The 11,924-nt window shown below is 46.6% G+C and carries 10 protein-coding genes and 1 pseudogene; 4 read left to right on the top strand and 7 right to left on the bottom strand.

The window, feature by feature from the left end; all coding sequences use genetic code 11:
* Nucleotides 1-91 precede the first annotated feature (91 nt).
* Nucleotides 92-1,279 carry a tetratricopeptide repeat protein gene (locus tag QUA34_RS17945; RefSeq protein ID WP_333388776.1) on the bottom strand — a complete coding sequence of 396 codons (1,188 nt, stop codon included), beginning with the start codon at nucleotides 1,277-1,279 and terminating at the stop codon, nucleotides 92-94.
* Nucleotides 1,280-1,578: 299 nt separating this feature from the next.
* On the opposite strand from QUA34_RS17945, the gene QUA34_RS17940 reads away from it, so the two are divergent.
* Nucleotides 1,579-1,848 carry a GlsB/YeaQ/YmgE family stress response membrane protein gene (locus tag QUA34_RS17940; protein ID WP_333128479.1) on the top strand — a complete coding sequence of 90 codons (270 nt, stop codon included), beginning with the start codon at nucleotides 1,579-1,581 and terminating at the stop codon, nucleotides 1,846-1,848.
* 235 nt (nucleotides 1,849-2,083) lie between these two features.
* On the opposite strand, the gene sppA is transcribed toward QUA34_RS17940, so the two are convergent.
* The 3 genes from sppA to QUA34_RS17925 all read right to left on the bottom strand — a co-directional run bounded on the left by sppA (nucleotide 2,084) and on the right by QUA34_RS17925 (nucleotide 6,042).
* A complete protein-coding gene (gene sppA / locus QUA34_RS17935; RefSeq protein WP_333321751.1) occupies nucleotides 2,084-3,904 on the bottom strand; it encodes a signal peptide peptidase SppA in 1,821 nt (606 codons plus the stop codon).
* Nucleotides 3,905-4,162: 258 nt separating this feature from the next.
* Nucleotides 4,163-5,212, bottom strand: a complete 1,050-nt coding sequence (gene fni, locus QUA34_RS17930) for a type 2 isopentenyl-diphosphate Delta-isomerase (RefSeq protein WP_333388772.1) — start codon at nucleotides 5,210-5,212, stop codon at nucleotides 4,163-4,165.
* Nucleotides 5,213-5,358: 146 nt separating this feature from the next.
* A complete protein-coding gene (locus tag QUA34_RS17925; protein WP_333388769.1) occupies nucleotides 5,359-6,042 on the bottom strand; it encodes an SDR family NAD(P)-dependent oxidoreductase in 684 nt (227 codons plus the stop codon).
* 79 nt (nucleotides 6,043-6,121) lie between these two features.
* Here QUA34_RS17925 and QUA34_RS17920 point away from each other — a divergent pair, with 79 nt between their 5' ends.
* Together QUA34_RS17920 and fghA are read left to right on the top strand one after the other, a co-directional pair.
* On the top strand, nucleotides 6,122-7,231 hold the full coding sequence (locus QUA34_RS17920; RefSeq protein ID WP_333388766.1) for an S-(hydroxymethyl)glutathione dehydrogenase/class III alcohol dehydrogenase: 1,110 nt from the start codon (nucleotides 6,122-6,124) through the stop codon (nucleotides 7,229-7,231).
* Between the two features lie 82 nt (nucleotides 7,232-7,313).
* Nucleotides 7,314-8,168 carry an S-formylglutathione hydrolase gene (gene fghA / locus QUA34_RS17915; RefSeq protein WP_333388763.1) on the top strand — a complete coding sequence of 285 codons (855 nt, stop codon included), beginning with the start codon at nucleotides 7,314-7,316 and terminating at the stop codon, nucleotides 8,166-8,168.
* A 329-nt stretch (nucleotides 8,169-8,497) separates the two neighbouring features.
* Here fghA and QUA34_RS17910 read toward each other — a convergent pair whose 3' ends face one another.
* A complete protein-coding gene (locus QUA34_RS17910) occupies nucleotides 8,498-9,412 on the bottom strand; it encodes a branched-chain amino acid transaminase (protein WP_333388761.1) in 915 nt (304 codons plus the stop codon).
* 272 nt (nucleotides 9,413-9,684) lie between these two features.
* On the opposite strand from QUA34_RS17910, the gene QUA34_RS17905 reads away from it, so the two are divergent.
* Nucleotides 9,685-10,053, top strand: a complete 369-nt coding sequence (locus QUA34_RS17905) for a Lin0512 family protein (RefSeq protein ID WP_333388759.1) — start codon at nucleotides 9,685-9,687, stop codon at nucleotides 10,051-10,053.
* 460 nt (nucleotides 10,054-10,513) lie between these two features.
* On the opposite strand, the gene QUA34_RS17900 is transcribed toward QUA34_RS17905, so the two are convergent.
* Entirely contained in the window at nucleotides 10,514-11,353 is an 840-nt protein-coding gene (locus QUA34_RS17900) for a DUF4142 domain-containing protein (RefSeq protein ID WP_333388756.1), read from the bottom strand.
* Nucleotides 11,354-11,424: 71 nt separating this feature from the next.
* Nucleotides 11,425-11,924 (bottom strand): annotated as a pseudogene (locus tag QUA34_RS17895) (hypothetical protein); the annotation flags it as partial.

Genomic DNA, 11,924 nt, shown 5'->3' with positions numbered 1-11,924 from the left:
TACAATTATGAGTTAGCTCTAGGGGGCTAAATTTAAAACTTCTGATTATAACATATATCTTTTTTGCAAGAGGTCTAGTAGATATGCAAGTTTAAAGTAAACCCATTTCTTGCAGTCCCCGGCGCAGGCGTTCTGCTTCAAATGGGCGGCGCTGTTCGTGAAGGGCGATCGCTCTTTTGAATTCTGCTAAACTCTCTGGCATTTTGCCAATTTTCAGCAAGGCTACTGCCAAGTTTTGATGAGCTTCCGCGTGTTCTGGATCGATTTTAATCGCTTGTCTGTAATAGGCGATGGCATCTGCTAAATTTCCGGCTGCCTTCAGCGTCAGTCCCAAATTGTAGTGACCTACTCCAAAATTAGGGTCAATTTTTAAAGCTGCTTTGTAAGCTTTTTCAGCAGATTTCAAATCTCCTTCCTCTTTGAACAAATTGCCCAAATTATTGTAAGCGCCCAACTTGAGCGCCGGGATCACATCTGTATTAATTGCCGCTTGATAGTGTTCTTTTGCTTTAACAAATTGCTGCTGCTGGCGATAAGCAATTCCCAAATGATAGTTCAGTTCGTAAACAATAGAATCATTAATGGCCTCGGCAGTCAAGCCTTTGGTCAATAAATTAATTCCCCGCCCGATTTGCCCGCTTTCTACATACAGCGCACCTAATTTGCTACAAGCATAAGCATCGTTTGGATAATAAGCGATATAGCGTTCCATTGCTGCTTGAGCTTTTTGGAATTTACTTTTTGCGGCGATCGCATCTTTTTGATAACCAGAGTGCCAAATCGCCACATCGGGGAGAGAAACTATTTTCCATTGTGGTTCCCTCTGCAAAATCTCAGCCACGCTGTCGTCTACCATTGCGTGGTAGGGGCGAGAAAAGCGGATATCGAGGCGATTGCGAAACAAGCGCGACACTAGGGAATAGGGAGATTGAGAGGCACCGATTTCTTGGCGGATGAGATTGATTAGCAGCAGCCGATCGCTCGCAATTGCCTGCTTAATTTGAGGCACAATCTCCGGTACCAAAACCTCATCGGCATCCAACACCAAAATCCAGTCGCCCTGGGCGTGCTTCAGGCACTCATTGCGCGCCGCTGCGAAGTCGTCGCACCATTCAAAGTCATAAACCCTCGCCCCGGATTCTCTGGCAATTTCACGGGTGCGATCGCCCGATCCCGTATCCACCACAACCATTTCGTCAACAACACCCTTAACGCTGTCCAAAGTCCGCGACAGTGTTGCCTCTTCATTCTTCACAATCATGCACAGAGTCAGATCCATCGGGCGCAAACTTTCCTCATTTCACAAAATTATTGTAATTTTTTTACCAGTAAAACACAAAAAGTCCCAGAAAAAATTCTCCTATTTCCTTTTTGCTTTGAGCATAAGTACCTTTCTTCCCTCGAAAAAGTGGGTTAACTCTTTTGAGATATTAAAAAGCCTCAAACTCGGACGATTAATGAGAAATCCTACCACTTCCGGTTCATCCCTGCGGTAGAGGTAAGAGCGGGATAGGGGTTGTTATTCTAAGAACATAAGACAAGGCACAAGAAAAGTTTAAGTATTCAGGAGAAAGAGAAATGGGAATTATTGCTTGGATCGTTTTAGGACTGATTGCCGGTGCGATCGCCAAAGCCATTTATCCGGGAAGTCAAGGCGGCGGTTTTCTGGCAACAACAGGTTTAGGAATTTTGGGCGCGCTAGTGGGAGGTTATCTAGGTCAAGTCTTACTGGGGACGAGCGGGGGAGCATCCTTCGGAGCATTGACTTTACCCAGCATAGCTTTTGCAGTCGTAGGCGCGATCGTTTTACTATTCATCTGGGGATTGTTAACTCAGCGTGCTGCATAACAAATATTGCCAATTCCCAGTCGATCGACTTTTAAGGTATTCATAAACCCGGTTTCTTCAAGAAACCGGGTTTTTCAGTTGTTTGTAGGTGCGTCAGCCTACTTTTACCAAATCCGGGTTAAAAACCCCTATCAGACTCAGCGCTTACAACGGTTCCAGAGCCAAACTTTCGTCCGAACAGAGGGGGACTGAAGAATAAACAGGTAAAAATCCCGGATTTGGTATCATCAATTAATTAATCAATCCGCAAGTTGAAAGGCAAGCGAACATAAATCCCCTGCGGGTCGTTCATAGACTTGATCACAGCCAAGTCATCTTGCATTTTCTTAAATTCCGCCGTTAGCGGGTCGAGTTTGGCGGCTCGTTGCAACACGTGAACGCCGGAAATTCTTTCCAAAATTCGCTCCTCCAAAGTGCGGCGTTTTGGATATTCTTCCAACTTCCAATCGTCGCCGAGTTTAGCTTGCTTAGCAGCTTCTCTCACAGCATCTTCAAGGCCGCCAATTTCATCGACCAAACCCAACTGTTTCGCAGCCGTACCAGACCACACTCTGCCTTGAGCAATTTCTTGTACCTTGTTTTTCGGCAGTTTGCGGGAGTCGGCGACTTTAGTAATAAATCGATCGTAAATGCGATCGACTACCCTCTGAATATTCGCCAATTCTTGAGGATTTTTCGGACGGGAAACCGTGTTAGTATCCGCAAAGCGGGCGGTTTTCACCACGTCCCAAGTTAGGCCGTTGTTAGCAGCCAACTTTTCGACGTTGAGCAACATTCCAAAAACGCCGATCGAACCGGTAATCGTACTGGGTTCGGCAAAAATGCGGCTGGAACCCATCGCAATCCAATAGCCACCAGATGCTGCTAAATTGCCCATCGAAACGATAACAGGTTTCTTTTTCCCCGTCAGCATCACTTCGCGTCCAATGACTTCGGCCGCCGTCGCGCTGCCTCCAGGACTGTTGACCCGCAAAACCACTGCTTTTACGTCGTCATCTTCTCGGATTTTCCGCATTTCTTTAGCGATGCGATCGCCTCCTACTTCAGTCGGGCCCCCTTCGCCGTCTACAATCTCTCCTTCAGCGTAAAGTATAGCAATTTGGTTTTTCTTGTTAGCGCGAGTTGAGTTTTTATCCTCAGCAACTCTTGCGTAGTTTTTCAAACTAATTTGCTTGAAAGATTTGTTTTCGCGATCGGTTCCTGTGAGTTTTTTGAGTTCGGTCGATATTTCGTCAAAGTATACAACTTTATCAACTAACTTGTTTTTGAGAGCTTCGTCAGCCATCAAAGTTCCGCCCTTATCTGCAAGCGCTTGCAGTTGCGGAACAGTCACTTTGCGGCTCGGAGCGACAGTTTTCAGGTATTCTCCCCACATATCTCCGAGCAACTTTTGAGTTTGCTGGCGATTTTCGGGACTCATTTTTGTGAGCAAAAACGGCTCAACGGCTGACTTGTATTTGCCGACGCGAGTCACTTGCACTCCCACGCCGTATTTTTCCAAAGCACCCGTGAAAAACATTCCCTGACTGCTAAAACCGTTGATTTCCAAAGCGCCGTAAGGGTTGACGGCAATTGTATTAGCAACAGAACCGAGGTAATAATCTCGCTCATTCCAGTCCATCTGGTAAGCAAAAATGGGTTTTTTGGCATCTCGGAAACGCTGCAAGGCCGATCGAACTTCTTTGAGATTGGCAAACCCGCTGCTGCTCGAATCCGAGCTACCTTCGAGATAAATGCCAACGATTTTCGGGTCTTTTTTCGCATATTCGATCGTGTCTAAAACAGTCCGCAGCGTCACTGTATCGCCGGAATCTTCCGAAAGCACTTCTTCAATCGCCGCGCTAGTGCTACGGCTCGGTTTGCTGTCGGTGATATTTAAAGAAAGGTCTAATACCAATACAGACTTATCTTTGACTTGCGGGCCTGAATCTTTAGACGACGATGCCGCCATAGCAATTAGTAGTACCAGTCCCCCCAATCCGATGCTGCCCAGCAGCAACATTCCTAGGAAGGTTCCCAGTAAACTTGCACAGGTATATTTTAGGAAATCTTTCATTAGATAATTGGTAATTAGTTATTAGTCAATAGTCAATAGTCATTAGTCATTAGTTATAGCAAATCCGGTTAGAACGGAATAATACCGAGCGTGGGAGCTGGTCGCTCGCACTGCACTCGAAAAAATATTATTCCGATGCCAGCGCAAACGATATTATGGGTAATTCCTGCAACTAGGACTAAACAATTATTTCCTGTCGTAGTTATTAGCTAATGACTTTTGACTGCTGACTAATGACTTTTGACTGCTGACTCTCTTTTATCTTAACCTTTCCAAAACCCCAGAATGTTTTAACTCACCCAAATTACCGCAGCCCGTACAGAACATCACGGTGGCGATTTCTGCAATTAAAGCCTCAGCTAGAACGCCTGCGGCTGATTCCGATTCCGCAGCAGCTTGTAAAAACGGTCGCGCCAGTCCCGCAATATCCGCGCCAAGGGCTATAGCCTTCGCTGCATCCAACCCATTCTGCAAGCCTCCAGAGGCAATCAGAGGAACATCCGGTGCTACGGCGCGGGTGCTGACAATGCACTCGGCTGTCGGTATTCCCCAGTCGGCAAAGGTTGCGCCCAACCTGCGCTGCTTCCCATCTTTAGCTCGCTCTCCTTCTATTTTCGCCCAAGAAGTACCTCCGGCTCCGGCAATGTCGATCGCACCTACCCCGGCAGCGAGCAATTTCTTTGCCATCTTTCCTGAAATACCGTTGCCCACTTCTTTAGCTATAACTGGTACTGGTAATTTAGCGCACAATGTGGCAATTTTATCTAGCAGTCCTTTAAAGTTAGTATCGCCTTCGGTTTGAACGCACTCTTGCAGCGGATTGAGGTGCAAAATTAGAGCATCTGCTTCGAGAATATCAACAATTTTTTGGCATTCTTCCAAACCGTAATTGTAGTTTAATTGAACTGCTCCGATATTGGCAAATAACAGAATATCTGGAGCACGGCGACGGACGGCAAATGTAGGAGCTAATTGAGGATTTTCTACGACGATTCGCTGGGAACCGACTCCCATTGCTAGTTTGTATTCTTGAGCGACATCGGCGAGGCGATAATTGATTGTCTGGGCTAATTCTGTGCCGCCGGTCATTGAGGAAATTAGCAAAGGAACGGCTAGTTTTTTGCCGAGAAATGTGGAGGTTAAATCAATTTCAGTGCGATCGAGTTCTGGCAAACAGCAGTGTTCAAAACGGTAGCGTTCGAGGCCGCTGGTAGTTTTGCGAAATTGTACGTCTTCTTCGAGGCAAATCCGCAGGTGGTCTGCTTTGCGAGTTTCGGTTTGCGAGGGGGAGGTTAGCGGCAAGTTCACAGTTGCTATTTGGGGAAAGAGTTTTGATTTGGGAATATAGCAATTTTATTTCATTTTTGAATTTTTTTTAATGAACCGCAGAGAGCGCAGAGGGCGCAGAGGAGAAGAAAAGAGAGATGTGCGTAAATCCTGCCAGGGTTGCTGTATTATCCAGGAACTGTCATTGGCATTCCGTTATCGGAAGGTTTTAATTTTAGTAAAAAAGGAACTGCTTTTTGCACCCAGGCTTTGACTGACGGGTAATTTGCCGCATCTTCTCCGAAACAAATGTCCAGCATATCGGTGTGAATTATCCCCGGATTTAAAGGAACTGCTGCCATACCTGCGGGCAATTCTTGAGCGAGCGATCGGGTAAGTCCTTCTATTGCCCACTTGGAAGCGCAATAGGGAGCGACTTCCGGCGAAGTTGACCTTCCCCAACCCGAACTAAAGTTGACAATTATCCCGCTTGTTCGAGCAATCATTGCCGGGACAAAGTGACGAATTACATTAGCCGTACCTTTAATATTAACATCAATTACCTGGGAAAATTCTTCGTTGCTGACCCTCCAAAGAGGGGCGAGATGATTAGCTACACCTGCATTATTAATTAGCAAATCTGGCGGCTCATTTTTTGCCAAAATTTCTGTTGCCCAAGCTTTTACTTGCTCGTCGCTGGTGACATCCAAACAAGTAAAATGATGGGGCGCACTATATTTTTTGTTGAGTGCTTCCACCGCTTCGGAAGAACGGGCGCATCCCACAACTGTATGTCCTAATTCAATAAATTTTTCGGTCATGGCAAGACCGAGACCGCGACTGACTCCGGTAATTACAATTAATTTTGTCATAGATTTGCTCCAAGTTTGACATTAAGTAATACAATACATATTGACAGGTGAATTGACAAATCGATCGCAGGGAGAAAGCATGAAAGTAAAAGCAGCAGTTGCTCGCAGTGCCGGCCAACCTTTGAGCATTGAAACGGTTGATCTAGATGGGCCGCGGGCTGGAGAGGTGCTGGTGGAAATTAAAGCCACGGGTGTTTGTCACACTGATGCTTATACTCTTTCCGGTGCCGATCCAGAAGGCTTGTTTCCAGCTATCTTAGGCCACGAGGGAGCCGGGATTGTCGCAGAAGTGGGGCCGGGAGTAACGAGTGTCAAAGTGGGCGATCGGGTAATTCCTCTCTACATTCCCGAATGCCGCAACTGCGAATATTGTTTGAGCCGCAAAACCAATCTCTGTCAAGCAATTCGCGTGACTCAAGGCCAGGGAGTGATGCCCGACGGCACCAGCAGGTTTTCCATAGACGGGCAGAAACTTTACCATTACATGGGAACTTCTACCTTTGCTAATTATACAGTATTGCCGGAAATTGCAGTAGCAAAAATTCGCGATGACGCTCCTTTTGATAAAGTTTGTTTGATCGGCTGCGGCGTAACAACTGGCATCGGCGCTGTCATAAATACTGCGAAAGTAGAGCCTGGTTCTAATGTGGTAGTTTTCGGTTTAGGCGGCGTGGGCTTAAATGTAATTCAAGCGGCTCGCATGGTGGGAGCTAACATGATTGTCGGCGTAGACTTGAATCCCGACAAGCGAGAGATGGCGGAAAAATTCGGCATGACTCACTTTGTCAATCCTCGCGAAGTGGAAGGCGATTTAGTGCCTTATTTAGTAGATTTAACCAAAGGTGGAGCTGATTACAGTTTTGAATGTATCGGCAACATTAATGTGATGCGCCAAGCTTTAGAATGCTGCCACAAAGGTTGGGGTGTGAGCGTAATTGTTGGGGTAGCGGGAGCCGGTCAAGAAATTAGCACCCGCCCGTTTCAGCTAGTAACTGGTAGGGTTTGGAAAGGGACGGCTTTTGGCGGCGCGAAAGGCAGAACTGATGTTCCTAAGATTGTTGATTGGTACATGGACGGTAAAATTGATATTGACAGTCTGGTAACTCAGGTAATGCCCATCGACAAAATCAATGAAGCCTTTGAATTGATGCACAAAGGTGAATCAATTCGCACAGTTTTGACATTTTGAACAAAAATCTTTCTCTCTTCTCTCTTCCTCTGCGCCCTCTGCGGTAAAAAAAAATCTAATTCAAAAATGAAATAGAATTAACATGATATCAGAATCCCTTAAACTGCAAAAAGAACAGAAATGTTTCGGTGGCAAACTCGGCTTTTACAGCCATCAATCCTCCGCTTGCAACAGCGAGATGAAATTTGCAGTTTACCAGCCGCCGCAAGCTTTATCTCAACCCGTACCAGTTTTGTATTTTCTATCAGGCTTAACCTGCACAGAAGAGAACTTTATGGCAAAAGCGGGGGCGCAACAATTTGCGGCAAAATACGGGTTAATGCTGGTTACGCCCGACACCAGTCCACGCAATACAGGCATCCCCGGCGAAGATGACGATTGGGATTTAGGAAGTGGTGCGGGTTTTTATGTTGATGCGACAGCCGCACCTTGGAATGCTCACTATCGAATGTACAGTTATGTCGTTGATGAATTGCCGAATTTAATCGCCGAAAATTTTCCAGCGATACCGGAAAAACAGGGAATTTTCGGTCATTCGATGGGCGGACACGGGGCTTTAATTTGTGCTTTGAAAAATGGCTCTCGCTATCTTTCAGTTTCCGCTTTTGCGCCTATTTCCGCGCCAATGCGCTGCCCTTGGGGACAAAAAATATTCGGGTACTACCTCGGTGGCGACAAAGAACTCTGGAAGGCTTGGGATGCTAGCGAATTGGTGCTTGAGGCGCAATACAACTCTCCGATTCTGATTGACTGCGGCACTGCTGACTCGTATCTGGCTGACGGGCAGTTGTTGCCGGAAGTGTTCGCGGAGGCTTGTGCAAAAGCGGGACAGCCACTAACTTTAAGGATGCAGGAAGGTTACGATCATAGCTATTATTTTATAGCTACTTTTATGGAAGATCACATTCGGCATCACGCGGCTGTTTTGTGCGGGTAGTTCCTAGCAGGAAGCCGGCAAGATGCCTGCTCCACAACAACTGGTTCTTAGGCTCTACCGGGGAACCTATATCCAGAGGCTCTGCCTCGAAAGGCTGCCATGAAATGTGGAGGCACAGCCTCCTGATCTGCTTTACCAGGCAGAGCCTGGTAACGAGTGACAAGTAAAATAGGAATTACGCACGGGGGCCCAGAAACCGGGTTTTTCATGCGTCTACTTCGTGGCAGCCCTAGAACAGATAAAATGTGGAGGCAGAGCCTCCTGATTTGCTTTACCAGGCAGAGCCTGGTAACGAGTAAACTCGCTTCTACGAGCACAGGTATTTTCGGTTAATTAAGATCAATCGGAAATACCCAGTCTTTATAATTGCTGTCGCGATTTTCGATAATCCCGGTTAGTTTGTCCAAAATCTTTTCGGTGATGGGTCGATTTGGGGGCAATTGATAGTTTTCTACTCTGTTAATTGGCGTAATTTTGGCTGCGGTTCCGCAGAGAAAAATTTCGTCTGCAATCAACAGTTCCGATCTATCAACGGGTCTTTCTATGACTTCAATTCCTAAGTCTCTGGCGATAGTTATAACGCTGTCTCTGGTAATTCCTTCGAGAATATCTTGCTCGAAACCCGGAGTAACTAATTTACCGTTTCTGGCGACAAATATGTTCATTCCTGAAGCTTCGCTGACTTTTCCCTGAGTATTCATCATAATAGCTTCGTCGAAGCCGGATTGTACTGCTTCTGTTTTAGCTAAAGCTGAGGTGATGTAAGCGCCGCTAATTTTACCTCTTAAGGGCAAACTGCGGTCTTCTTGGCGATACCAAGAGCTAATTCTACAGTTGACTCCTTCTTTGGGCAAATAGTCGGAAAGTTCTAATCCGTAGACAAAAAAGTCTGTGTCTACGTTGTGCAGTCTGGGGGCAATTCCTAAACTGGATGTGTAGATAAAAGGGCGGATATAAAATGATTTTGTGGGTTTGTTTTTTTGGACAAAATCAATAATTATTTGTTGGATTTTGCTGGCGGGTAAATCGCAGTGGAGGAAGCTGGCACTTTGACTTAATCTTTGACAGTGACGGTCTAATCTAAATAGCAATATTCGATCGGCATTTTGGGGGTCGGGAATTCCCCGCAACCCGCCTAAAACTCCGGTTCCGTAGTGCAGTGCGTGGGTTGCTATGGAAATTTTGGCGTCGGTAAAGGGGAGAAATTGGTTTTGAAAGTAGGCAATTGGTAGAAAACTATCCATGATTCAAGCTGGCGATGAGTTGGGCAGTCCGCGAGGAAAGCTGAATTTGGTTATATTACCATAAGTTATACCATTTGAGATTTGAGATTGAGAAGGACTGATTTCATAAGGGTTTGAAGCTCGCCTACAGTTGGATTGTTGTTTAAGACTGGTATTATTCTTTTGTTGTGATATCGATTTATAAAATAATATCAAGAGCGGTCAGTTTGGTTGATAATTGTTTTGGGAAAAAGTGCGATAGATTACAAACAAAAATCAAGCAAGGGGCAACTATGGCACGTAAATGTTTCATTATTGAAATGGGGATGGGTATAGACCAGCACGGGCAGGAACCGACTGTAGCCTGTGCAAGGGCTGTACGAAATGCGATCGCCCATAATGCTTTGCTGGGGGTCTGGGAAGTGGCGGGTTTGACTGACCCCAATCAGATGATTGTTGAGGTAAAGGTGGCTGTTCCTTACCCGGAACAAGTGCGCGCCGAGGAGGTGTTGGCGGTGCTGCCTTTTGGCAGCAAAACTCTGATTGTGGAGCAAGGAGGCATGATTGTCCCAGGAAGGGCGATCGCCTCTCTGAATGATAAAAATGATGAAATGCTAATCGCTGTGGCGGCTGTGACTGTTTTTGTGGACACTGAGGACTAATTAATTTGGTGTTGTTTGAATAAATCGCCCGATCGCACTTGCTTGTTTTCGCGATCGGGCGATCGAACGCCTATCTGTTAAAAAATGATTAATTTAGACTCTGTTGTAGGGTGCGTCATGAGATATGGCATGAAATATCGTAGAAAATCTGAGGCTTGAGGCACCCTCCAATAGGTTGGTTGCACGGTAAGGTTTATTTGCGCCTACGTACTTAATTTTGAAGTTTTAATTGATAATTTTTAATTTTTCAGGCGACCGGGTATGTAAGCAATCCAGCAAAACCATACGATTAATAACAGCCAGGTTGATGTAATATTGTTGCCCAACAAGTTGCGGAGAAAATCTTCCATTTTTCTCAAAAATTATAGGGTTTAAAAGAATTTATTACTGTTCCCTCTCCGAGCACAAAAGGTAGAGTCCGATCGCATAAAAGCCGATCGCACTCTACCTCCTCTACCTCCTATTTGGGCTGGCTGGTATCTGCCAACATTTGGTTAACCATTTGCAAGTGCGCCTGAAGGTTCGGCAACTTTTGGGTGGCCCAAGCCTTCAAGTCTGGATCTTGTCCCTGTTGAGATTGAGCCTGAAACAAAGCAATAGCCTGAGTGTGGCTGTCGATCATAGCCTGCTTGTAAGCGGTGTCAAAACTTGTACCGGAGAGTCCCGAAAGTCGATCCATCAAAGCTGTGTTCTGGCTGCTCATTTCGGTTGGCAGTTTTACGCCTTTTTGCATTGCTACCTGCATCAGTTCTTGATTAGCCTGGGTGTGTTCCTCAACCATTTCTTGCCCGTATTGTTTCACACCTGCACTAGAACCGCGCTGCACTGCCAATCTGCCGAGTTCCACTTCCAGCATACCAATTTGACCTGCTTGCATGACAAAGTTTCTGTCTTGGCTGCTGAGAGAATTAGGCGAAGTTTCGCCACCTGTTGGAGTGTTGGGAGAACGGCTGGGAGTGTTGTTGATGGGGCTATTTGGAGAACGGCCGGGAGTGTTGTTGGTGGGGGTATTTGGAGTGTTGGGAGAACGGCCGGGAGTGTTGTTGGTGGGGGTATTTGGAGTGTTGGGAGAACCGCCAGGATTGTTGTTGTTAGGATCTGTAACAGAAGGTCCCGGAGAATTAGGATCGTTTAAGTCGCTATCAGCAAGCTCAAAAACCCGATCGCCCGACTGGTTGAAGCCGTGAGTCTGGCGGTTTAATTCTGCGAATCCCGGCACAGCTATCAAGGAACTAACGCCGGCAATTCCGGCAACTGTTACCAATTTTTTGAACAAACTTTTGCGATTGAGTGAAGTCATGAATTTCTAAGCCTCTAAGTTGTTTTCAAAAGTACGTCAAGCGAAGCTATCCCGTAGGGAATCCCCCCAAACTAGCGATGGGATGGCGTACTGCCTTTCCGAAACAAGTTGATCAAACCAAACGCGCCCAAGGCACCCAGCCACCCGAAATTGTTGGGGCTATCGCGCCGAGCACTCAAAACTCCAGAATTAGTATCAGCCGGCGTCGATGTCGTACCAGTTGTACCTGTTGTACCAGTGCCAGTCGTATCGGTTGTACCTGTTGTACCAGTGCCAGTCGTATCGGTTGTACCGCTTGTACCCGTGCCAGTCGTACCGGTTGTACCGCTTGTACCCGTTGTACCCGTGCCAGTCGTATCGGTTGTACCGCTTGTGCCGGTGCCGGTCGTACCAGTTGTACCGCTTGTACCCGTTGTACCCGTGCCAGTGGTATCGGTTGTACCGCTTGTGCCGGTGCCGGTCGTACCAGTTGTACCGCTTGTACCCGTTGTACCCGTGCCACTCGTACCGCTTGTACCGCTTGTATCGGTGCCACTCGTACCGCTTGTACCGCTTGTATCGGTGCCACTCG

This window comes from Microcoleus sp. POL10_C6 (assembly GCF_036701585.1).
Taxonomy (GTDB): domain Bacteria; phylum Cyanobacteriota; class Cyanobacteriia; order Cyanobacteriales; family Microcoleaceae; genus Microcoleus.
This window is presented reverse-complemented; position numbering and strand designations above follow the sequence as displayed.